We start from the raw sequence: 22,414 nt of genomic DNA on the forward strand, positions 1-22,414 counted from the left end.
CGGTCGCGGCTCCCTATGTAAGGAACCTTAGATTGCGCCACTCGCTCATGCAAGGGTCCTTATATAAGGAGCCTTGATAGAATGGGCGCATGACACCGTCGTTGCAGGATGTGGGCCTCGCCGTCAAACGACTCCAGTGGCGCCATCACCGCCAGACCAACAAGGCCCTGAGCGCGGCCGCGGGGCTGTCGCTCGTCCAGTGGGACGTGCTGCGCCACCTCCACCGGCAGCCCGACACCTCGCTCCACGCCCTGGCCCAACTCACCTTCCAGACCGACCAGTCCATGGGTGAGCTGGCCCGCCGGATGGTCGACCGCGGCCTGATCGCCCGCCAGGAGGGACCCGGGCGGGTCGTGCGGCACCGCCTCACCGAGGAGGGCGAAGCGGCGTACGGCAAGGGCGCGGACCTCGTGGAGGGGGTGCTGGCCGCGTCCCTGGGCCGGCTCTCCCCGGACGAACTGACCACGCTGTACGACCTGTTGATCAAAGCGGCCGCGGAGTAAGAGCGGCTGTCGCTGTCGCCGGAGGGATATCTCGTTGGAGGGGTCGGCGATACGGCCATAGGGTCCGGGCATGTCTCTTCGTACGCGTATGCGCCAAGCCCTTCCCGATGCGATGCGCGCCCGTGACAAGGCCGCGGTGAGCGCCTTGCGGGCGACGCTCGCCGCGCTGGACAACGCCGAGGCGGTGCCGGTGGACGACGTCGCGTCGCGCGGCGTGGCCCTCGAAGCGTCACCTGTCGGCGCCGGTGCCACCGAAGCGGCGCGGCGCGAACTGAGCGAGCGCGAGGTGGCGGACATCGTACGAGCCGAGGCCGACGAACGGCTGGACGCCGCGGCACAGCTCACGGCACCCGCCCACGCCGACCACGTCGCGCGCCTTCACGCGGAGGCGGCTGTGCTCCAGCGCCTCCTGGAGGCCTCCGGCACACCGTAGAGCGCGCCCCCGCCGTATCTGACCGGAACCGTGCCTCTCCCTGGCCGTGCGACACATTGACCCCACCGCGTCGGCGCGCTTGCATGCTGATGGCCCTCCGGTGGGGAACCGGGACGCAGGGCCATGTCCTGTCTTGGGGGGAACATGAGGGGGAACACGCAGCGGAGCGCCGCCAGACGTGTCCGGGCCGCCTTAGGCGCCACGGTCGTGGTCTGCGCGGTGACGCTGGCGCTGCCCGGAGCCGCTTCGGCCGGGCCCAGGGCCGTGGCGGGCGTCGCGGGCGACAGCGGAGCCGGAGTCGAGCGGATCAGTGTCGCGTCCGACGGCACCCAGGGCGACGGCGACTCCGCCGGCGCCACGATCACGGCCGACGGCGGGCGTATCGCCTTCTCGTCATTCGCGAAGAACCTCACACCCCCCAACTCGGCCACGGGGGAAAGGGTGTTCGTCCGTGACCGGGCGACGAGTACGACCACGCAGATGAGCACCCTCACCTCACCGATCCAGCACCCGGTGATCAGCGGCGACGGGCAGTACGTCGCCCTGTGGGGGCAGTTGTTCAGGGACACCAAGACGTTCCTGTCCCAGGTGAGCTCGGCAAGCACGATCGGCATCAACTGCCCGGGCCTCAGCTGCGGTCAGCCGTCGCTGAGCACCGACGGTCGCTCCATCGCCCAGGCCGCCACCTTCAATCGACCGCCGTCCCGGCAGCGCGTCGAGGTGCGGGACTGGCACACCGACACCGCCCGGACCGTCGCCGAGTTCGCCCACACCGTCCCGGCCCGGCCGTCCATCAGCGGCGACGGCCGCTTCGTCGCCTACCAGGACGGCCAGGCGGCGGACGTCTTCGTGTGGGACCGGACCGACGGCACCACCTCGGGCCCCGTCGAGGGCCCGGCCAAGGCGGCGACCCTCGTCCAGCTCAGCAAGGACGGCAGCAAGGTCGTCTACCTCTCGGGCACCGACACCTACGTCCACGACGAGGCATCCGGCACCGATCAACTGCTGACGGACGTACAGGGCCTGGCCATCGATCCCACCGGCCGCCACCTGCTGTACGCCCCGTACGACACGAGCGGGCCGTCGCTCGTCCTGCGCGACCTGGAGACGGGCACCGAGGAGATCGTCTCGGACCGGCCCGCCTCGGCCGGGACCGACTCGGTCAGCGCCGGTGGGCGCGACGTGGTCTTCCAGTCGACGGCCGACGACCTCGTGCCCGGCGACACCAACGGCCGATCGGACGTCTTCGTCCGCCGCTTCTTCTGATCGCCCCCACCGCACGCCTTCGCGGGCGCGGTCGCCGGGGCAGATGGTCACCGGCGGCCGCGCATCGGGGACGTCACACGGCCATGGCTTCCTGGAGCCAGCGGGAGACCCGGTAGGGCAGCCACCACGCCAGCTCGCCGACGCGCAGGACGAGGTGTTCGGCGGTGAACTCCTCCAGTACGTCGCCGGGCAGGGCGGTGTGGCGCACCCCCGCGTCGAGCAGGGCGATGGCCTCCCGGTAGCGCGGTTCGTCGGCGGTGAAGCGGCGCAGGTCCCCCCAGCGGCGGTCACGGATCTGGATGAAACCGGGCCCCTGGCGCCAGACCAGCTTGCAGAGGTAGTGCCGGGTCCGCCACGCGTACAGCGCCTCCCCGCCCTGCCCGTCCTCCTGGAGACCGGTGATCGTGCGAGGCGGCTGAAGGTGGGACAGCACCTTCCACTGGTGTGCGGATTCCTCGGGCGCGAGGCGCAGGTCCCAGTCGACGGAGACGGCGCGTGCCGTGAGATCGCGGACCAGGCAGAGCCGGTCGACGGCCCTTCGATGGGTCGCGGGGTCGTCGGAGGACAGGTCGACGGCCAGGTCCAGTTCGGCGTGGCGCACGCCCAGGTCCCAGAGCCGGTCGGCCTCCTGGGCCCCGGGTGCCACGGGCAGGGTTCCCAGTGACATGCCGGGCAGGTCACGGGCCTGCGGGTCGAGGTCGCGCCAGGCACGTATCGCGAGGGCCGGTGCGGTGACGGTCATGTGCGGTCCTTCGTCCGGGTCGGGAGGCGGGCGGCGGCGCTCAGGACAGGGCGGGCGCGGGCTCCGCCCCCGCCCCGGTCCCGGCCATGGCCTCGGTCGTGGCCTCGCCGCGTGCGTGGGCGTGGCGCATGTAGTCCAGCCGCAGCAGGTCCTGGTTCACGGCGGCGGGGGCGATGTGGACGTACTGGCCCGCGTCGGTGAACACCACGCCGTACGCGACCCACTCCTTGAGGAGGGCCTCGATGTCCTGAGGCGTGCACCGCGTGCCCTCGCCGGTGGACGCCAGCTTGCGGTGCAGCGCCACGACGGTGTGCGGCTGGTCCAGGAGCCGGAAGAGAGCCGTCTCCAACGGGCCGGTGAGCTGCATGGTCCGCCAGTCGAACGACGGTCGCCTGCTGACCAGCACGATCCGGTCACCCAGGTCGGTGTGGGTGAGGCGGGCGTCGGCGTGGTGCTTCTTCCAGGCGGCGATGCCGTCGTTGAGGAGCGTCACCGTCGGCTCGGAGATGCCGCGCTCCGGGGCCTGGAAGACGTAGGCCAGGTCGTGGAGTTCCGCCTCGGGCAGGTCGTACGTGAACAGGTAGTGCTCCTCGGGCCGCAGCCCGGTGAAGCCCAGCTCGGGGCGTTTGAAGTACGGGCTGAAGCGTTCGATGGCGATGCGGGCGGACAGGTCGACCGGCGGGTTGAGGTGCTCCAGGGCGGGGAGTTGGCGGATGACCGGTTCGTAGTCCTCCGGGGTCTCGCCGGGGAAGCCGTGCAGGTAGTTCCACGACACCGACAGTCCGGTCTCCGCCGCGTCGCGCAGCATGCGGACGTTCTGGCAGCCGCTCACGCCCTTGTCCATGAGGTCGAGGACGCGGCTGTTGAGGCTCTCGATGCCGGGCTGCACGTAGATGAGCCCGGCGTCCGCCAGCACCTGGAGCTGCGGGCGCCGCATGTTGGCCTTGATCTCGATGTGCATGCGCAGGTCGTAGCCGCTGTCGATGATCCGGGGCAGGACGCTGGTCAGGTAGCGCATGTCCAGGATGTTGTCGACGACGTACATGTCCAGCACCTGATGGCGCTCCGCCAGGTCCATGATCTCGCGGTAGAAGGTGTCGGGGCTCTTGCTGCGGAACTCCATGAAGGAGCCGTTCAGCCCGCAGAAGGTGCAGTGGTGCTTCTCGCCCCACCAGCAGCCGCGCGCGCCCTCGACGACCAGTTTCGGCTCGACCCAGTTGCGCGCCACGGACGCGGCGAGACGCTCGAAGTAGCCGCTGTAGTCGGGGGGCAGGATCGCCGCGGGCGGCAACGGGCCCGTCGGCATGGGGTTGGCGATGTGCGCGGCCTCAGGTGTGCGATGGCACAGTCCGGGGATGGAGGCCGCGGCGGCCGGGTCGCCGTCGCGCAGCGCGGTCAGCAGACGGGGGAAGGCGTCCTCGCCCTCGCCGCGGACCACGTAGTCCACGAAGGGGAAGTTGCGGTGGACCGCGGCGCCCTGTTCGGCGTCGCAGTTGGCGCCGCCCATGACGGTCACGATGTCCGGGGCGAGGCGCTTGATCTGCCGGGCCGCGGCGAGCGCCGCGGTGTTCTGCTGGAAGGTGGAGGTGAAGCCGACCACGTCGGGCGCCAGATCCACCACGCGGCGGGCCACCTCGGTGACGAACTCCGGTACGAGGCGGTGCAGTTCGCGGGTCATGCGCATCCGGGACCGGCGCAGCTTCGACGCCATCACCTCGACGAACTCCGACTCCCGCCACTCGGGGTCGTCGTAGAGCGCCGAGGAGAACACCCAGTCGCCGCAGCCGAGGAAGTAGGAGGACAGGGCGTAGTAGTCGTAGTCCTCGGCCGTGAACTCGGTGCGGCTGGTGATCCAGTCGGTGAATTCCAGGTTGGCGTGCAGCACCTCGCACGTGGCGTCCTGGACGTGTTCGTCCACGCTCCGTTTCAGGATGCCGAGCGCCAGGGAGGGCAGGTCGATCGGTGACCAGGGCATGTTGACGAGAAGAACGCGCACGGTGGGCTCCTTGCGCACGGGCGGCTGGCGGACGGGAGACGCGGGCGGAGGGAGCCCGGCCGGCCCCTGTCGGGTCGGGCCGGCCGGGCCGCGGGTCACTCCTCGTCGTCGCTCTCGGCGGCGTTGCGGAACGGGATCGTGATGGTGATGCCGATGCCGGGCTTGCGGTTCTCCTCGTCGCCGGCGAGCGGGTCGTTGTGGATGATGTCCTTCTGCACGGTTGTCCTCCTTCTCGGGTTCATGGCGTGTTCTTCGGGCGGGTGGTGCTGTGCACGACCCGGCCCCGCTGTGTTCGTCAGCGGGGCCGGGGTCCTCCCGGACGGGCCGGGGGACGCGAGGGGGCGGCGGGCGCCGGGGCGGGCAGGTGCCGGTGCAGGAAGGTCAGGGAGCGGCGCAGGACGGCGACGTGCGTCGCGCCGTCGTAGCCGTCGTGTCCGGTGTCGAGCCACATCTGCTCATGGGCCACGCCCGCGGCGGTCAGCGCGTCGAGGTAGCTGCGGATCTGCTCGGGCGGGCACTTGACGTCCCGGTCCGCGCCGACCACGAGCAGGGGTGCGCTCACCCGGTCCGCGAAGGTGAGCGGCGAGCTGCGGGCGTATCGTTCCGGCACCTGCTCGGGGGTGCCGCCGAACCAGCGCACGTCCAGGGCGCGCAGCGCCGGTGTGGTCATCCGGTGGGCGGTCACCCAGTCGGCGACCGGTTTCACCGCGACACCGGCCTGCCACAGCCGCGGTCGGGTACCGAGGGCCAGCAGCACCAGATAGGCGCCCCAGGACACCCCCCACAGGGCGGTGGCCCGGTCGTCGACGAGTCCGCGACGGACGAGATCGGCTCGTACGGCGGCCAGGTCGTCCACTTGGGGATGGCCTACGCCGGCCGCCAGCGTCCGCCGCCAGCGGGGGCCGTAGCCGGTCGAACCGCGGTAGTTGACCCGGGCCACGGCGTAGCCGGAGGCCACCAGCGAGTGCACGGTGGCGTCGTAGGCGTCCCGGTCGTGGTCGGCGGGTCCGCCGTGCACCAGGAACACGGCCGGCGGGGGAGCGGTGGCCGCGCCGGCGTGGCCGCTGTCCTCGGCGCGGGGCAGGCTGAGCAGGGTGTGGACCGGGCCATCGGGCGTCGGGGTCCACAGCTCGGTGTGCCGGCCGGGCACCTGGGGCAGGGGGCCGTTCGTCGGCAGGGCGATCCCGTCGGTCGCGCACAGGACGGGCGGGTGGGCGGTGTCCGTCCAGAGATAGTGCAGGGCCCCTCCTTGACGCGGGGCGGCGTCGAGCAGGCTGCCGGCGGGAGTGGGCAGAACGCGTCGGGTGCGGTCGCGCAGGGAGACGCGGTGCAACAGCGAACGGGCGTGGCGTTCCTGACGCACCAGCACCTCGTCGGTGTCGGGGTACCAGCGCGCGGTGATCTCCGTGTCGAAACGGCACCAGGAGTGGGTGACCAGACCGCGGCGCGGCGTCCATGTCGCCAGCTGGTAGCGGTCCTGAAGCTCGTGCACCAGCAGCAGTTCGGACCGGCCCGGACGCGGAGAGAAGCCCCGGCACCAGAGCCTGCCGGCGGAACCATCGGGGTCACCGGGGCCGTCGGGGTGGGGCAGCGTGGCGACGATCCGGCCGGCGGAGGTGGCGACGGTGACGGTCGCCTCGCCGTCGGACACCGTCGCCAGGGCCACCAGATCGCCTTCCGGTGTGATGCCGCCGAGCCGGCCCTCCCCGGCGACGCGCACGACCTCGCGCGGGGCACGCCCACGCCGTCCCACGAGCACGGCCGTCCCGCCGTCGCGCAGCGCGAGCGCCGCGGCGACCGTCCCGTCGGCCGTCACCGCCAGACCGCGCGGCAGCCCGGCCGGCGCCCCCGGCAGCCCGGGCAGTCGGCACCCCCCGCCGAACGGCTCGAACCACCAGCGCCCTCGGCCCTCGGCGTCCTCGTCGAACCACCACACATACGCGTCGGCGTCGACGGCACAGTGCACCGTGCCCTCGGGCCGGTCGGTGACCTGGCGGGCCGTGCCGGTGGCCGCGTCCCACGTGAACACCTCGCACCGGCCGTCGGCGTCGGCGGTCAGCACCATGCGACGCGGATCGCGCGGGCACACCTCCGGCAGGGCGCTGAGGAAGACCTTGAAGGCGTCACTCACGGCTGCCTCCCGTGCCGTCGGCATCGGGCGCGGACGGGGAAGCGGCGGTCGCGGTCGCTGTCGCAGCCGCCGCCGCTGCGCCCGCCCGCAGGACGCCGGGGGCTCTCACCTGGGTGTAGAGGGCCAGTGCGGCGAACAGCGCGGTGCACAGCAGTGCGGGCGTACGCGGACTCCAGGCGGTCACCAGGACCGCGGCGAGCGCCGGTGCCCCGGCCGCGGCCAGCGCGGACACCGAGCCGAGCACGCTCGCGGTCCGCGACTGCAACCGCGCCGGTGTGCACGCGATGGCGACGCTGGACAGGACGACGGTGATCAGTGGCACCAGCAAGGACAGCCCCGCGAACGCCACCCCCCAGCCGACCGCCCCGTCCGCCCACAGCAGGGAGCCGCACGGCACGGGCAGGAACCAGGCGGCCAGGGTCAGCAGCCGCGTCGCCCCGAGGCGTCGGACGACCGGGGCCGCGATCAGCGAGCCGACCAGGCCGGCGGCGCCCGACGCGGCCAGGACCAGACCGGCCGCCGCGCCGCGTGCGTCGGCGCCCAGCCGGAACAGCGCGGTGTAGAACAGCAGCGTCAAGGCGCCCCCGGCCGTCGACGTCCAGACCAGGACGAGCCGCAGTACCGGGGACCCGGCCACCGTGGCCACGCCGGCCCTGGCGCTGACCAGCAGCTCGGGCACCATCCGGCGGCGGCGCGGACCGGGGGCGGCCGGTGCGCTGTGCGGGGCGGCGGGAGTGTCGAGGGGGGTGCGGATCGCCCGTACGCCCACGGCGGCCACCGCGTAGGAGAGGGCGTCGGCCAGGAAGGGCACGGGCCGGGCGAGTTGGAACAGGGCGCCGCCGAGCGCGGGTCCCACGACGAGGGCGACCTGGTCGCCCACCTGCATCCCGGCGGCCGCCCGGGGCAGTTCGTCGACGGTGGCCAGATGGGCGAGGGTTCCGCGTGAGGCGGCCTCATAGGTGATGGCGCACAGCCGCTCCGTCAGGGCCAGGGCCACCACGACCCATAACGTGGGGCGGCCCAGACAGGTCAGGGCCAGTACCCCCGTTCCCAGCGAGGCGAGTGCCGCCGACCCCGTCATCAGGCGCCGCCGCCGTCCCCGGTCCGCCGGTACCGCGACGAGCGGCCCGAGGACGACACCGGTCAGCGCGGCGACGGTGGCCAGCGAACCGGCCGTGCCGGGGCTGTGCCCGAGCTCCAGGAGCAGCAGCGGGAGGACCAGCCCGGAAGCCTGGCTGCCGAGCCCGTCGACCGCGTTGACCCACCACAGGATCCTGAGGTCGCGGTGTGTTCGAGAGGGCGCCGGGCCCGACCGCTCCTCTGCGCGCGGCCGCTCGGCGGTGGGGGAGTGCTCGCCGTAGGAGGTGACGGGCGGGCCTGACGGCTCGCGCATCGGTGACGCGTCGACGTTCCCCACCCCCCCCGTACGGCAGTGAGGCCGCGCCGCTGAGGCCGGCCTCAAGTGTCGGAAATGTGCGTGAAGCGTGAAAGTGAGCGGGAGCCTAGCCATGGCGGCTCTGCGGCGACAAGGGCCGCACGGTGCGCAATCGTCGCCGCGAGAGCGGGACATGTGGCCGAGGACCGACTGGTCAGGAGCGTGCGGGCGTGCAGGGGAGTCGGGCGGGCCGGCCCGCGCGCCGGTGCGCCGGCGCGCGGCCGCCGCACTTCACATCCGCATATGACGACAGCGCGGCGCGGCCGTCCGGTCGCACCGGGCGGGGTGGCCGCCGCATGGCACATCTTTCCTGTCCACCTCCTCCGCCTGCCGTTTCCCCTGAGCGATCTCCCGCCCCAGCAATGGTTGCTCGACTGAACGGGGTCGGCCGTGGACATCAGTGACAGGGCGAGACGGACATGGCCGACACGCCCCGGAATGCCAGGTTCCCGATCTCCCCGGCCTGCGGCTCCCGCGAGCGGCAATGGCCGACAATCCACTCATCGGCCGGGTAAAGAATGGTCAACGCCTGTGCGGATGGGGGTACCGGACCTTGATCAATGAAGGGTTTCGCGCCGGTCGGAACCGATAGATTGGGAGCGGTCAGGAGGAGGCGGGCATGCCGGAACGCAACATCGACTTCGGGAAGTACGGCGCCCGGGGCGTCAAGGGGCATGAGGCGGTGGCCCGTCAGCTCGACGCGCTCGCCGGGTTCGTCGCCACCCCCATCACCACCGGCCGCGGTCTCCTCGCCCGTCTGCACTACCTCACCCGCACCGAACACGCCCGCGCCGCGGCCCGTGCGGCGGGTCTGACGGTCACCGACCGCACCCTGAAGGCGTGGCTGGAGGGCAGGCGCAGCCCGTCGAAGCGGAACCTCGAACGGGTCGAGGAGGCCTACCGCACGGTGCGCCGGCACAACGTGGCCCGCTATCTCCTCGCCCGCCTGAACCGCGAGGGCCGCGGCACCCGCGTGGAGTTCCACCCCCTCAACCAGTCCCAGGTGGACCGGCCCCGCCAACGCGTGGTGGAGTACCGCACCCTCAACGTCCGCCGCTGGGACCGTATCGTCCAGGCGTGGGCAGACAACGACCCGGCGGCTCTCGACGACGCGTGGGTCAACGACGCCGTCGTGGACCTCGGCTCGCAGTGGGGCCAGTACGAGTACGTCACCACCATCGGCTTCGCGGCGTAGGCGCGGGACGCCGACCGCCGTCCGCCCCCGCGCCCGGCGTTCCGGAGGTCAGCAGGTGGTGTTCAGCCGGCGTACACGCCGTTTCAAGATCACGTGATCAGAGTTCGGCCTCGTGCCTATCTCACACTCGCGTGCCGGTGTCGCCTCCGTGTGCGCCGCGGCTCTGACGCTGTCAGGACTGGTCGTCACCGGGGTGGTCGCCGCGCGGCCCGCGGCCGCCACGACCGCGGTCGGCTACCAGAACGTCCGGATCAACGAGGTCACGTCGTCCAACAACGACACCGTGGAGCTGTACAACGCCGGCTCGACGGCGGTGAGTCTCAGCGGCTGGAGGATGTCCGACGACAGCTTCTCGCCGCAGTCGTTCAGCCCGTCCGCCGGCACCGTCCCGGCCGGAGGCTTCGTCACCTTCAACTCGCCCAAGGGGCTCGGTGACGCGGACAAGCTGGTGATCTACGCGTCCGACGGCATCGTGGTCGACCGCGTCGAGTGGGCCGCCAACGGGGCGAAGCCGGCGATGGCGCGGTGCGGCGGCGACGGCACCGGGGCGTGGGTGACCACGACCACGGCGGCCACCTTCGGCGCCGGGAACGCCTCGGGCTGCCCGTCGTCCGTACCCGCCGCGAGCCGTGTACGGGTCAACGAGGTCACCTCGAACGGCGCCGACACCGTGGAGCTGTACAACGGCGGCACGAGCGCGGTCAGCATCGCGTCGTGGAAGTACGTCGACAACGACACCAGTCACTCCCCGGTCTCGATCTCGTCCTCTTCGCCGAGCGCGACCAGCATCCCCGCGGGCGGCCATGTCACCTTCGACGCCGCTCTCGGTCTCGGCGACAACGACTCGGTCGTCGTCCTCGACGGCAACGGCACCACCGTCGACTCGGTGACCTGGGCGACCGACGGCGCCAAGCCGTCCGACGAGCGCTGCGCCAATGGCACCGGCTGGTTCCGGACCTCCACGACCGCGACGCTCGGCGGCGCGAACTCCTGCTCGGGCAGCGGCGGCGGTGGCGGCCAGACCGGGCGGTTGCTGGGTGGCGGCGGCTCGTTGACCAGCGGCTGCACCCCCGAGGCGCCCTCCGGTGCGGGGTCCGCCCCGGCGGGCACCCTGGCGTGGCCGGGCGGGCTGGACGTCACGATCGCCGACCACGTCTGCGCGTTCACCACGTCCACCGGCCCGGAGGGCCGGGACCTGAGCGGTCTGGCGTTCGACCCGGCGAATTCGTCGGTGCTGTGGGCCGCCAAGAACAAGAACTGGCTGTACAAGCTGGTCAAGAGCAACGGCATGTGGATCCCGGACGCGTCGTGGAGCTCCACCGGCAAGCAGATCCGTTTCGCGGGCGGTGTCGGCCAGCCGGACTCCGAGGGTCTGACGGTCGGCGGCAACGGCCACATCTACGTGACCTCCGAGCGCGACAACGCCACCAACACGGTCCCCAAGGACACGATCATGGAGTTCGACCCGGCCGCGCCCGGCTCGACCCTGACGCCGGTCCGCCAGTGGGACATGACCGCGCAGTTCCCACAGCTCGACACCGGCAGCAAGGACGACGCCAATCTCGGCTTCGAGGGCGTGGGCTACGTACCCGACAGCTGGCTGACCGCGAACGGCTGGGTCGACCCGCTCACCGGGGCCGTCTACGACCCGGCGGACTACCCGTCGCACGGGGCGGGCCTGTTCTTCGCCGGTCTGGAGTGGGACGGCACGCTGCACGTCTACGGCCTGAACTCCGACGGTACGTTCACCACGTTCGGCGCGATCCCGACCGGCAAGGCGTCCGTCATGGACGTGTCCTTCGACGCCGGAACCCAGCGCGTCATCGCGACCTGCGACAACACCTGCGGCGAGACGCACACCTTCCTCAAGGTCGACGCCGGCGGTGCGATCGTTGCGGACGCGACCTACACGAATCCCGCCGTCATGCCGGTCGACAACCTGGAGGGCTTCGCCATCGCCCCGGCCTCGACCTGCGCCAACGGCCTGCGCGAAGCGGTCTGGAGCGACGACGGCAGCTACGGCTTCGGCTCCGGGAGCTCCTCCTACGGACACGCCCTCTACAGCGGCACCTTCCCCTGCTGATCCCGAGGACGTAGGAGGAGCAGTCAGGCGGTGCTGTCGCGGATGAGGGCGAGCAGGGCCCGCAGTTGTGCCCGGTCGGCCGTGTCGAGGGCGGCGGTGGCCTCGGCCAGGGCCCGGCGGTCGGTCTCCTCCGCCTCGCGGTGACAGCGCCGTCCCTCCTCGGTGAGCCGGAGCAGGAGGGCCCGGCGGTCCTGCGGGTGGGGCACCCGTTCCACGAGGCCGTCGCGTTCCAGGCTGTCCACGATCGTGGTGGCGGTACGGGCCGCGATGCCCGCCATGTCGCTCAAGTCCCGCATGCGCAGCGGCTGTTCGGCCCGGGCCAGCATGCGCAGGGCCCGCAGTCGGGCCACGGACGCCCCCTTCTCCCGCAGCCGGGCCTCCACGAACTGCCGTAGCTGGTTGGTCGTCTCGTACAGCTCGTCGATGAGGACGTCGCTGCTGCCCTGTACTGCCATGCGCCCAGTCTGCCTTGTCCTCGTCAAGAAACCGTACGCTGAGGATGCACATAGTGAGTATGCTCAGTATATGCCTCGCCGTCAGTTGACACTCTCCGCCCTGCGGTCGCGTCTCAGCCAACGTCTGGTCGTCCCCGTCGTGTGCGTCAGCGTGACCTTCGTAGCGATCGTGGACGGAGCGATCACCACCGTGGCGCTGCCCTCGATCGCCCGTCAGTTCGGGCTGACCACCGCGGCCTTGGACGGGGTGGTCGTGGTCTACCCGGTGTGTCTGGCCATGGCCATCCCGGCCTCGGCATGGCTGGTCGAACGGTTCGGCGGCAAACGCGTCCTGCTGACGGCCCTGGCCGGATTCCTCGTCTCGTCCCTGCTGTGCGGGACGGCGGCCGGACTCGGCCAACTCGTCGCCTACCGCGCCGTACAGGGGCTGTCCGCCGGAGTCCTCTTCCCCGCCTCCAGCGCCCTGCTCTTCGGCACCTTCACCTCGGCCGAGCAGCTGCGCATCTCGCGTCACCTGATCATTCCCCAGCAGATGGCCCCGGCCGCGGCCCCCGTCCTCGGCGGCCTGCTGGTGGACCATCTGTCCTGGCGATGGGTCTTCTACGTCAATCTGCCCATCGGTCTGCCCGCGGTCGTCTTCGGCGCGCTGTTCCTGGTGACCGACCGCGGCGGCCGGCCGGGACGTTTCGACGTGCCCGGGCTGCTGCTGAGCGCGGGGGCGCTGGGCGCGGCGATGTTCGGGGTCTGCGAGGGACCCAACCGCGGCTGGTCCTCACCCGAGGTCCTGCTCTCCCTCGGACTCGGCGCGGTGCTGCTGGCGGCGACCGTCGTCGTCGAGCTGCGCACGGCCCGCCCCCTGCTGCGGTTGCGCCTGTTCACGGACCGGCTCTTCAGGGACACCAACCTGATCAACCTCGTCGGCCTGATCCCCATCCTGGGCGCCCTGTACCTGAGCCCTCTGTTCCTGCAGCAGGGGCAGCACCGTACGGCGCTGGAGTCCGGTCTGACCACGTTCCCGGAGGCGTTCGGCGTCCTGCTGACCGTCCAGATCACCGGCCTTCTCTACGGCAGGGTCGGTCCGCGCCTGATCGTCGGCTTCGGGCTGACCGGGGTCACCGCGGTCCTGCTGGTCCTGGCCACCTCCGACACCGGCACGAGCCTGTGGACCTTCCGCGCCTGGATGTTCCTCTTCGGCGTCGCCATCGGCTGCTTCTTCATGCCGACGACCGTCGCCTCGCTCGCCACCGTCGACCGGAAGGACGTGTCCCAGGCGATGATGCTGAACACCGTCGTACGCCAGACCGGCGGCGCGCTCGCCCCGGCGGTGGTGACCACGGTCCTCGTGCTCGGCACCCCGGCGGCGGCCGCAGCGGATCCACCCACCATCGCGTACCAGCACACGTTTCTCGTCCTGGCCGCGATCGCGGCGGTGACGGCGGCCTTCGCCTTCACCGTCCCCGACGGCCCCGCGCGCGCGGCGGTCCGCGGCACCGCCGCCCCCTCCGTACCCACCCCGCGCCTCCGGCGCCGCCGCGAGCGCGTCACGTCATGAGCGGGCGGGGAGTCCCGAGAACTCCCCGCCCGCGGTGCCGTGCGGTTCAGCAGGGTGAATTGGTCTGGGTCAGCAGACCAAGTCGCCACGGCAGGAGGTTGTAGTCACCGCCGGCGTTGGGGTCCTTGCCCTGGTACAGGTACTGCTGCTTGCAGGCCGGGATCGTGAGCGTCTGGTCGTAGCCCGCGCGGATCATCTCACCGTGGCTGATGTCCCGGCTCCACGTACCGGCGGGGAACGTCACGTTGCCCGACTTGGCGAACGGGTTGCCCTCGGACGCGGCCAGGGGCGTCCACGAGCCGGCGAGGCTGCTCGCCGTCCAGGAGCGGAAGTAGCGCCGGCCGTCGCCGCCGATGGCCTCGACCAGCAGCAGGTACTGGTTGCTGCCCTGCACCTTGTAGACGTTGCTCGCCTCGAACAGCGCGAACCTGTTGGAGTCCTGGGCCACGATGACGGTGTTGGTGAAACCGTTCGGGAACTGGCTCAGCGACGTCTGCGACCGGTACAGGTGCCCGTTGTCGTCGGAGGAGAACAGGTAGCAGTTGGCGCTGTCGCAGATCACCCACATGTCGACCCAGGCGCCGTTGCCGATGTTGCGGCGGATGATGTCCGGCATCGACGCGAAGAAGTTGCGCGGCGCGCTCCACCCGTTGGGGTTGCTGATGTCGGCGTTGGTGGAGTACGACGCGTTGCCGGTCTGGTAGACGAGGTACCACAGGCGCTGCTGGGTGTTGTAGAAGACCTGGGGCGCGGCCCGGTACCCGCTGCCGATGGCGGTGCGGTCGAGGTAGTAGTGGGTGGCCGACCCGGCCTGCGACCAGTCGCTGAAGCTCAGGTACACCAGGTTGTACCCGGAGGAGCTGGCGACGCTCGCGAACACGTGGTACTTGCCGTTGTAGTAGACGACCGACGGGTCCTTGATCCCGGCGATCCGGTGGGTCGCGTCCGGCTTCGGGGAGATCAGCACTCCGCTGGAGCTCCACCGGAAGGAGGAGGGGAGCGCGGCGGCGGCCCGGGCCGGTCCGGCGTCCGTCCGCGCTGCCGCGGCCCTGCCGCCCAGCGCGGTGAGCGTCGACTGGTAGGCGGGCTTCTTGTTGCCGTTCCGGTCGAACAGCAGCGGGTTCTCACCGCTGCGCCAGGAGTCGCTGTCGCGGATGCCCCACACGGTGATGCCGTTGCAGCGCGCCACGTTCAGGCAGGCCCGCACGGTGTTCGCGTAGGCGTTCGTCGGCGCCTGCGCGATGTCCAGCTCGGTGATCTGGACGTCCACGCCGAGCGCGGCGAAGTTCGACAGCGTGGTCTGGAAGTTGGCGGGCGGGCCGCCGGTGCCGAAGTGGGACTGGAAGCCGACGCAGTCGATGGGCACGCCGCGCGACTTGAAGTCGCGGACCATGCGGTAGACGCCCTGGGTCTTGGCGGAGTTCCAGTCCTCGATGCTGTAGTCGTTGTAGCAGAGCTTGGCGGCCGGGTCGGCGGCCCGCGCGGTGCGGAAGGCCTGCTCGATGAAGCCGTTGCCCAGCACGTCGTGGAACACCGAACCGCGCTGCTGGCCGCTTCCGCCGTCGGCGAAGGCCTCGTTGACCACGTCCCAGGCGTAGATCTTGCCCTTGTAGTGGTTCATCACCGTGGTGATGTGGTTGTTCATCACCGTGCGCAGGGTGTTGGCGTCCCTGATGGAGCCGACCCAGCCGGGCAGTTGGGAGTGCCAGACGAGTGTGTGGCCGCGCATGCGCTGACCGTGCGCCGTCGCGTGGTTGACGATCTGGTCGCCGGGGCCGAAGTTGAACGAGCCGCGGGACGGTTCGGTGGTGTCCCACTTCATCTCGTTCTCCGGCGTGATCGCGTTGAACTCGCGGTCCAGGATGCCGGAGTACGTGCCGTCGCCGAGCCTTCCGGCGGCCACGGCGGTTCCGAAGTACCGTCCCGACTGGGCCGCTTGGGCGCCGAGGGTGGAGGCCCGGACGGCGTCCGGTGCGGTCGGTGCGGCGCCGGGTGCGGCGGCCGCGGCGACGGGCGTCGCCAGGGCGGCCACAGCCAGGAGCGAGAGGACCGAGGCTCGGCGTCGGCCGAGCCGTTTCAGCGGGTTCATCGTTCTCCTCGTACGGTGGGGGGTGGGGGGTTGCGCCGTGCGCTCGATGGGATGGGGTCAGGGAGTCGACAGCTCGAACCGCAGGACACGGACCGCGCCGCCGAGGGTCTGCGTGGCGTGGTTGAAGAGGGCGAATCGGTAGCCCATGAAGAAGCGCCAGTCGTTGCCCATGGAGAAGGCGGGCCCGAGGCGCGTGAAGGTGGTGCCGTCGGTGCTGTAGGAGAAGGTTCCGGGGCGGGCCGCGCCGGGGCGGATGTCCGCGGCCGCGCGCAGCCAGATCCGGCCGCCGGGGACGGTCGCGCTCGCCAGTTCGGTCCCGGTGCCCGTGGTGTTCCAATTGCCGTCCATGGTCAGCCCGCTGACCATCGTCACGCGCGTCACCCCGCCGTCGCGTTGGACGCCGATCCACGCGGAGGAGTCGCGCAGCAGCGCGAGCCCGGCCCGGTCGCCGTCACGCATCGCCGAGTGGTCGAGGAGGACCGTGGCCGTGGAGGTGGGCCCCTGGATGCGGTGCGTGAGCGTGTTGCGGGCCGCGTACAGGTCGCGGGTGACGGTCGCGGTGCGCAGGGTCAGTCCGTCGCCGGCCGACCACTTGGTGTTGTCCGGGTTGTGGTTCCACTCCCATCGCGGCTTCAGGGCGGGGGTGTCGAAGGTGTCGACGCCGGTCATGGGGGTGACCGGGCGGGGCGGAGCGGGCACGGCCGGGCTGGGGTACGAGGTGCCCCAGGCGCCGTTGACGAGTTGTACGACGGGCCAGCCGTCCGAGGTCCAGGTGACGGGCGCGAGGACCGGTACCCGGCCGCCGGGATACGCGTCGACGAAGGCCATGTAGTACCAGGCGCCGCCCTGGGTCTGCACCAGTCCGCCCTGGTGCGGGACGCCGCCGCCGGGGATCGGCCCGCGCAGGTCGAGGAGGACCTGACGCATCGTGTACGGGCCGAAGGGTCCGCTGGTGGACTTCAGGACGTACTGGCCGTTGGCCGGGCGGGTCACGAAGATGTAGTACTGGCCGTTGATCTTGTAGAAGCGGGAGCCCTCGAGGGTGCCGACGCTGGACGGCGTGGTGAACACCTGCTGGGTGCGGACCTGGTTGCGACCGTCGGGCGAGAGCTGGGCCACGTTGAGGGTGGTGTTCCCGTACGCCACGTAGAGGGTGTCGTCGCTGTCGACGAGCAGCCCCGCGTCGTAGTAGGGGGTGCCGATCGTGGTCAGTCTGTTCCAGGGGCCCTCGGCGGCGGGGGCGGTGTAGACGTACGTCTTGGCGAAGTCGATCTGGCCGAGCCAGTAGAACGTCCTGTTGCTCGGGCGGTAGGCCAGCGACGACGCCCAGATGCCCCGGACGTAGCCTCGGCCGCCGTTGAGGTCGTACTTGGCGCCGAAGTCGAGGACGGGTACCGAGTGGCCCGCGATCTCCCAGTTCACCAGGTCGTAGGAGCGCAGGACGGGGGCGCCCGGCGAGTAGTGCATCGTCGAGGCCGAGGCGTAGTAGGTGTCACCGACGCGGATGACGTCGATGTCCGCGAAGTCCTGCCAGATCACCGGGTTCGTGTACGTCGTGCCGGTGGCGAGGGCCGGTGCCCGGGCGGGAGCGGATGCGGCGGTGGGGGCGGGTCCCGCCAGCGAGAGGAAGGCGCCGGTGACCAGGCCGCCGGCGGCGGTCAGCGCCTGCCGGCGAGTCGGGAATTGGCGAGGGCATGACAGATCCATGTGTCGTTCTCTCCGAGGAGGGCTGCTGTGGGGGCGGGGCTGCTCGTTCGAGAGTGTGAACGCTGACTGAGCTGTCGAATAACCAGGATGATATGGGGCTGACACATCCCGTCAATATGTTTCGCATGATTCGGTGTTGACTTCGAAATATTTCGAAGTCCCCCGTAGTGAACGCACTGTTCAAGCGCGTTCTGACGGCCCGTCATTGACGGTCGACGGGGATGACCGGTATACAGCTGACCGGCCAAGTGGTGTTGACATGCCCAGGACTCTCTCTAGCATCCGTGAGAGGCCGCGCTCCGGAAACCGGACCGAAATTTCGAACTGCCCGTGTGTGCGGTGGACGTGACCTGGGCCGGTCCCGCTCCTGTGTCATCCGCAGTCTGTCCCTGGGCGGCCGACGAACGCGTCGCTCGCCGATCCCTCCTCCCGAATGGAGCCCACGGTGCCCCGACCCTCAGGCAGACGACTGCTCCGCGTCGTCGCGGCCGCCGCGCTGGCGGTCACCGCCTCCCTCACGGCCTCCGCCCAGATCACCGCCTCGGCCGCCCCCGGCAGCCCCGCCCTCACCCCGCCGCTCGGCTGGAACAGCTGGAACAGCTTCGGCTGCGGGATCACCGAGACACAGGTCCGCCAGGCCGCCGACGCGATGGTCTCCTCCGGCATGCGGGACGCCGGCTACCGGTACGTCGTCGTCGACGACTGCTGGTTCGACCCGCAGCGCGACGCCGCGGGCAACCTGCGCGGCAACCCGACCAAGTTCCCCAGCGGGATGAAGGCCCTCGGGGACTACATCCACAGCAAGGGCCTGAAGTTCGGCATCTACGAGGTGCCCAGCGAGCGCACCTGCGCCCAGGGCACCGGCGCCTACCCCGGGTCGACGGGCAGCCAGGGCCACGAGGCCCAGGACGCCGCCACATTCGCCTCGTGGGGCGTCGACTACCTCAAGTACGACTGGTGTTCCTCCAGCGGCACCCGTGACGAGCAGGTCGCACGGTTCACGATCATGCGCGACGCCCTGCGCGCCACCGGGCGGCCGATCGTCTACAGCATCAACCCCAACAGCTTCCACGCCATCACCGGCTCCACGTACAACTGGGGCGAGGTCGCCGACCTGTGGCGGACGACCGAGGACCTGCTCGACATCTGGCAGAACGGCAACACCAACAGCTACCCGATGGGCGTCGGCAACGTCCTGGACATCACCGCGCCGCTGGCCGCGCAGTCCGGCCCGGGCCACTGGAACGACCCCGACATGCTCGTCGTCGGCCGACCCGGACTGTCGCTGACCGAGTCCCGCTCCCACTTCGCCCTGTGGGCCCTCATGAGCGCCCCGCTCATGGCGGGCAACGACATCCGCACCATGTCCGCCGACGTCAGCGCCATCCTGCGCAACCCGCGCCTGCTGGCGGTGAACCAGGACTCGCTGGGCGCGGGCGGACGCCGGGTGCGCGACGACGGCGCCACCGAGGTCTTCGCCAAGCCCCTCGCCGACGGCTCGGTCGCCGTGGGCCTGTTCAACCGCGGCGACAGCACCGCGACCATCAGCACGACGCCCGCCCAAGTCGGCCTGTCCGGCGGCTCGTTCACCCTCACCGACCTGTGGACCGGCGGCACCTCCAGCACCTCCGGCCAGATCTCGGCGAGCGTCCCCGCGCACGGTGTCGCCGTGTTCCGGGTGACCGGCGGCAGCCCGCTGACCGCCACCACCTCTCGCCTGCGCGGCACCGCCTCCGGCCGCTGCGTGGACGTCGACAACGCCTCCACGGCGGCCGGGGCCACGACGCTGCTCTGGGACTGCCACACCGCCGCCAACCAGCTGTGGACCACCTGGGCCGGCGGCGAGATCCGCGTCTACGGCGACAAGTGCCTCGACGCCTACAACCAGGGCACCACCAACGGCACCCGGGTCATCACCTGGCCCTGCAACGGCCAGGACAACCAGAAGTGGACCGTCGGCTCCGACGGGACGATCCGCAACGTCCACGCCGGACTGTGCCTCGACGCCAACGGGGCCGCCACCGCCAACGGAACCCCGCTGGTGCTGTGGAGCTGCAACGGCCAGAACAACCAGAAGTGGAGCCGGGCGTGATGGGCGTGAGGCCCGCCCGGGCGGCCGCCTGGGTGGTGGGTCTGCTGCTGGCGTTCGCCGCCGTTCCCGCCGTCGTGCACCCCACCGCGGCTCGCGCCGACAACCCCATCGTTCAGCACGTCTACACCGCCGACCCGGCCCCGCTGGTGCACAACGGACGGGTCTACCTCTACACCGGGCACGACGAGGACGGCTCCACCTACTTCACCATGAAGGACTGGCGGGTGTGGTCCACCGCCGACATGGTCAACTGGACCGACCACGGCTCCCCGCTCAGCCTGACCACCTTCAGCTGGGCGTCCGCCGACGCGTGGGCCGGACAGGCCGTGGAGCGCAACGGACACTTCTACTGGTACGTGCCGGTGAAGAACCGCTCGACCGGCCGCATGGCCATCGGCGTCGCGGTGTCGGACAGCCCCACCGGACCCTTCCGGGACGCCCTCGGCCACCCGCTCGTGGAGAACGGCGAGATCGACCCGACCGTCTTCATCGACGACGACGGCCAGGCCTACCTGTACTGGGGCAACCCGAATCTGTCCTACGTCAGGCTCAACGCCGACATGACCTCCTACACGGGCGGCGTCACCAGGATCCCGCTCACCACGGCCGGATTCGGCACCCGCACCGGCGACCCCAACCGCCCCACGCTGTACGAGGAGGGCCCCTGGGTGTACAAGCGGGGCGGCCTGTACTACCTGGTGTTCGCGGCCAAGTGCTGCTCGGAGTTCATCGCCTACTCCACGGCGCCCGGCCCCACCGGACCCTGGACCTATCGGGGCACGGTCATGCCCACCCAGGGCAGCAGTTTCACCAACCACCCGGGGCTCGTGGACTTCAAGGGCAACTCGTACTTCTTCTACCACAACGGCGCACTGCCGGGAGGCGGCGGTTACACCCGCTCGGTCGCGGTGGAGAAGTTCTCCTACAACGCCGACGGCACCATCCCGACGATCAACATGACCAGCACCGGCGCACCCCAGGCCGGCACGCTCGACCCGTACGTACGCCAGGAGGCCGAGACGATCGCCTGGGGCTCCGGGATCGAGACCGAACCGTCCAGCGAGGGCGGCATGAACATCGGCTGGATCGACAACGGCGACTACGTCAAGGTCAAGGGCGTGGCCTTCGGCACGGGCGCCTCCTCCTTCGCCGCCCGGGTGGCCTCGGGCAGCGGCGGCGGCACCGTCGAACTGCGCCTCGGCTCCCCGAGCGGGACGGTCGTGGGCCGTTGCACTGTACCGGGCACCGGCGGCTGGCAGACCTGGACGACGGTGACCTGCCCGGTCAGCGGTGCCACCGGAACCCAGGATCTGTACCTGCGGTTCACCGGCGGCAGCGGCTACCTGCTCAACATGAACTGGTGGCAGTTCGCCCGCTAGCCCTGCGGCGAGGCACATCTCGCCGCCCACAGAAGGGAGTCGCACGATGACAAGGGCAACGGCAAGGGCGGGGACATGGTTCCCCTTATGGCGGGCGGTGCTCGCGGTGCTGCTGGTGCTGGCCTCGGGAGGCACGGCACTCGCCGCCGGCCACGGCGGGAGCACCCCGCTCACCGGCGCGGCCGCGCCGACCGCCGGATGCGGGAAGACCCCCACCCTGACCAGCGGTACCCATACGATCCAGAGCAGCGGCAAGACCCGGACCTTCAACCTGAGGATCCCGGACGGCTACGACCGCAACCACCCGTACCGGCTGATCTTCGGCTTCCACTGGCTGGGCGGCACGGCCGACGACGTCTCCACGGGCCGTACCGTGGAGACGGGCACCTGGGCCTACTACGGACTGCAGCGACTGGCCGGCAACAGCACCATCTTCGTCGCGCCCCAGGGCTTCAACAACGGCTGGGCCAACTCCGGCGGCGAGGACGTCACCTTCGTCGACGACATGATCCGGCGGATCGAGTCGGACCTGTGCGTCGACACCACCCAGCGCTTCGCCCTCGGCTTCAGCTACGGCGCCGGCATGTCGTACGCGCTCGCCTGCAGCAGGGCGACCGTCTTCCGGGCGGTCGCGATCCAGAGCGGCGGGGAGCTCAGCGGATGCAACGGCGGCACCCAGCCCATCGCCTACCTCGGGGTGCACGGCCTCAGGGACAACGTCCTCGGCATCGCCGGCGGACGCGCGATGCGGGACAGGTTCGTCAGGAACAACGGCTGCACGGCCCAGAATCCGCCGGAACCGGCCCAGGGCAGCCTGACGCACCGGCTCACCACCTACTCGGGCTGCTCGGCCGGACACCCGGTCGCCTGGGCCGCGTTCGACGAGGGCCACATCGCCGCACCGCAGGACGGGGCTCCCGGTGACAGCGGCCGGACATGGGTGCCGGCGGAGGTGTGGAAGTTCTTCACCCAGTTCCAGACCTCCACCCCGCCGCCGCAGTCGGCGTCCTGCCGGATCACCGACGCCGTCAGCGCCTGGAACACCGGCCTGACCTCGAACATCACCGTCACCAACACCGGCACGACGACGATCGACGGCTGGTCCCTGGCCTTCACCCTGCCCGGCGGCCAGACCATCACCTCCGGCTGGAACGCGGACTACTCGCCCGCCTCCGGCACGGTGACGGCCAGGAACGTGTCCCACAACGCGACCCTCGCGCCGGGCGCGTCCGTGGGCATCGGATTCCAGGCCACCCACACCGGCGACACCTCGGCACCCACCGCCTTCACCCTCAACGGCAGCCCCTGCACCGTGACCTGACCCGACCGGCAAGCGGCTCCGGGGCGGATTCCGAC

Annotated in this window: 17 protein-coding genes; 9 read left to right on the forward strand and 8 right to left on the reverse strand. The window is 71.1% G+C overall.

The genetic code is table 11. The annotated features are described in order from the left end of the window. Positions 1-89 precede the first annotated feature (89 nt). The 3 genes from ACZ5NW_RS06950 to ACZ5NW_RS06960 all read left to right on the forward strand — a co-directional run bounded on the left by ACZ5NW_RS06950 (position 90) and on the right by ACZ5NW_RS06960 (position 2,202). Positions 90-503, forward strand: a complete 414-nt coding sequence (locus ACZ5NW_RS06950; RefSeq protein ID WP_468742668.1) for a MarR family winged helix-turn-helix transcriptional regulator — start codon at positions 90-92, stop codon at positions 501-503. 112 nt (positions 504-615) lie between these two features. Then, positions 616-936, forward strand: a complete 321-nt coding sequence (locus ACZ5NW_RS06955; protein WP_468743010.1) for a GatB/YqeY domain-containing protein — start codon at positions 616-618, stop codon at positions 934-936. 207 nt (positions 937-1,143) lie between these two features. Beyond that, on the forward strand, positions 1,144-2,202 hold the full coding sequence (locus ACZ5NW_RS06960; RefSeq protein ID WP_468742669.1) for a hypothetical protein: 1,059 nt from the start codon (positions 1,144-1,146) through the stop codon (positions 2,200-2,202). A gap of 73 nt (positions 2,203-2,275) precedes the next feature. Here the strand turns inward: ACZ5NW_RS06960 and ACZ5NW_RS06965 are convergent, their stop codons facing one another. From ACZ5NW_RS06965 to ACZ5NW_RS06985, 5 genes are all read right to left on the reverse strand, one after another. Continuing rightward, on the reverse strand, positions 2,276-2,944 hold the full coding sequence (locus ACZ5NW_RS06965; RefSeq protein ID WP_468742670.1) for a DUF5825 family protein: 669 nt from the start codon (positions 2,942-2,944) through the stop codon (positions 2,276-2,278). Positions 2,945-2,984: 40 nt separating this feature from the next. Then, positions 2,985-4,940 (reverse strand): RiPP maturation radical SAM C-methyltransferase, encoded by a 1,956-nt coding sequence (locus tag ACZ5NW_RS06970; RefSeq protein ID WP_468742671.1) that lies wholly within the window; start codon positions 4,938-4,940, stop codon positions 2,985-2,987. A 95-nt stretch (positions 4,941-5,035) separates the two neighbouring features. Beyond that, complete coding sequence (locus ACZ5NW_RS06975; protein ID WP_266720057.1) at positions 5,036-5,158, reverse strand: hypothetical protein; 123 nt, start codon at positions 5,156-5,158, stop codon at positions 5,036-5,038. Between the two features lie 77 nt (positions 5,159-5,235). Then, a complete protein-coding gene (locus ACZ5NW_RS06980) occupies positions 5,236-7,071 on the reverse strand; it encodes a S9 family peptidase (RefSeq protein WP_468742672.1) in 1,836 nt (611 codons plus the stop codon). After that, the gene (locus ACZ5NW_RS06985; RefSeq protein ID WP_468742673.1) at positions 7,064-8,464 is read right to left on the reverse strand and encodes an MFS transporter; all 1,401 of its coding nucleotides are present in this window, start codon (positions 8,462-8,464) and stop codon (positions 7,064-7,066) included. Before ACZ5NW_RS06985 ends, ACZ5NW_RS06980 begins: the two co-directional genes overlap by 8 nt. A gap of 661 nt (positions 8,465-9,125) precedes the next feature. On the opposite strand from ACZ5NW_RS06985, the gene ACZ5NW_RS06990 reads away from it, so the two are divergent. Beyond that, positions 9,126-9,701, forward strand: a complete 576-nt coding sequence (locus ACZ5NW_RS06990; RefSeq protein ID WP_468742674.1) for a transcriptional regulator — start codon at positions 9,126-9,128, stop codon at positions 9,699-9,701. A gap of 112 nt (positions 9,702-9,813) precedes the next feature. Then, positions 9,814-11,784: a lamin tail domain-containing protein gene (locus ACZ5NW_RS06995; RefSeq protein ID WP_468742675.1), complete on the forward strand. Its 1,971-nt coding sequence runs from the start codon at positions 9,814-9,816 to the stop codon at positions 11,782-11,784. Positions 11,785-11,807: 23 nt separating this feature from the next. Here the strand turns inward: ACZ5NW_RS06995 and ACZ5NW_RS07000 are convergent, their stop codons facing one another. Then, on the reverse strand, positions 11,808-12,239 hold the full coding sequence (locus ACZ5NW_RS07000) for a MarR family winged helix-turn-helix transcriptional regulator (RefSeq protein ID WP_468742676.1): 432 nt from the start codon (positions 12,237-12,239) through the stop codon (positions 11,808-11,810). A gap of 151 nt (positions 12,240-12,390) precedes the next feature. On the opposite strand from ACZ5NW_RS07000, the gene ACZ5NW_RS07005 reads away from it, so the two are divergent. Continuing rightward, positions 12,391-13,791: a DHA2 family efflux MFS transporter permease subunit gene (locus ACZ5NW_RS07005; protein ID WP_468743011.1), complete on the forward strand. Its 1,401-nt coding sequence runs from the start codon at positions 12,391-12,393 to the stop codon at positions 13,789-13,791. 46 nt (positions 13,792-13,837) lie between these two features. Here the strand turns inward: ACZ5NW_RS07005 and ACZ5NW_RS07010 are convergent, their stop codons facing one another. Together ACZ5NW_RS07010 and ACZ5NW_RS07015 are read right to left on the reverse strand one after the other, a co-directional pair. Then, entirely contained in the window at positions 13,838-15,880 is a 2,043-nt protein-coding gene (locus ACZ5NW_RS07010) for a glycoside hydrolase (protein WP_468742677.1), read from the reverse strand. A 57-nt stretch (positions 15,881-15,937) separates the two neighbouring features. Further along, positions 15,938-17,587 (reverse strand): glycoside hydrolase family 43 protein, encoded by a 1,650-nt coding sequence (locus ACZ5NW_RS07015; RefSeq protein ID WP_468742678.1) that lies wholly within the window; start codon positions 17,585-17,587, stop codon positions 15,938-15,940. Between the two features lie 433 nt (positions 17,588-18,020). On the opposite strand from ACZ5NW_RS07015, the gene ACZ5NW_RS07020 reads away from it, so the two are divergent. Genes ACZ5NW_RS07020 through ACZ5NW_RS07030 form a run of 3 tightly spaced genes read left to right on the forward strand, consistent with a single transcriptional unit; the run spans position 18,021 to position 22,379 of the window. Continuing rightward, entirely contained in the window at positions 18,021-19,679 is a 1,659-nt protein-coding gene (locus ACZ5NW_RS07020; RefSeq protein ID WP_468742679.1) for a glycoside hydrolase family 27 protein, read from the forward strand. Next, positions 19,679-21,058, forward strand: coding sequence for a glycoside hydrolase family 43 protein (locus ACZ5NW_RS07025; protein WP_468742680.1), 1,380 nt, complete (start codon positions 19,679-19,681; stop codon positions 21,056-21,058). The genes ACZ5NW_RS07020 and ACZ5NW_RS07025 overlap by 1 nt, the downstream gene beginning before the upstream one ends. Positions 21,059-21,104: 46 nt before the next feature. Continuing rightward, a complete protein-coding gene (locus ACZ5NW_RS07030; protein ID WP_468742681.1) occupies positions 21,105-22,379 on the forward strand; it encodes a CE1 family esterase in 1,275 nt (424 codons plus the stop codon). Positions 22,380-22,414 lie beyond the last annotated feature (35 nt).

The organism is Streptomyces sp. NPDC032126, assembly GCF_055580085.1.

Coding starts and splice junctions, on each gene's coding strand:
- ACZ5NW_RS06965 (WP_468742670.1), bottom strand. CDS start 2,944: ATGACCGTCACCGCACCGGCCCTCGCGATACGTGCCTGGCGCGACCTC.
- ACZ5NW_RS07000 (WP_468742676.1), bottom strand. CDS start 12,239: ATGGCAGTACAGGGCAGCAGCGACGTCCTCATCGACGAGCTGTACGAG.
- ACZ5NW_RS06955 (WP_468743010.1), top strand. CDS start 616: ATGCGCGCCCGTGACAAGGCCGCGGTGAGCGCCTTGCGGGCGACGCTC.
- ACZ5NW_RS06985 (WP_468742673.1), bottom strand. CDS start 8,464: ATGCGCGAGCCGTCAGGCCCGCCCGTCACCTCCTACGGCGAGCACTCC.
- ACZ5NW_RS07020 (WP_468742679.1), top strand. CDS start 18,021: ATGGAGCCCACGGTGCCCCGACCCTCAGGCAGACGACTGCTCCGCGTC.
- ACZ5NW_RS06950 (WP_468742668.1), top strand. CDS start 90: ATGACACCGTCGTTGCAGGATGTGGGCCTCGCCGTCAAACGACTCCAG.
- ACZ5NW_RS07030 (WP_468742681.1), top strand. CDS start 21,105: ATGACAAGGGCAACGGCAAGGGCGGGGACATGGTTCCCCTTATGGCGG.
- ACZ5NW_RS07025 (WP_468742680.1), top strand. CDS start 19,679: ATGGGCGTGAGGCCCGCCCGGGCGGCCGCCTGGGTGGTGGGTCTGCTG.
- ACZ5NW_RS07010 (WP_468742677.1), bottom strand. CDS start 15,880: ATGAACCCGCTGAAACGGCTCGGCCGACGCCGAGCCTCGGTCCTCTCG.
- ACZ5NW_RS07015 (WP_468742678.1), bottom strand. CDS start 17,587: ATGGATCTGTCATGCCCTCGCCAATTCCCGACTCGCCGGCAGGCGCTG.
- ACZ5NW_RS06990 (WP_468742674.1), top strand. CDS start 9,126: ATGCCGGAACGCAACATCGACTTCGGGAAGTACGGCGCCCGGGGCGTC.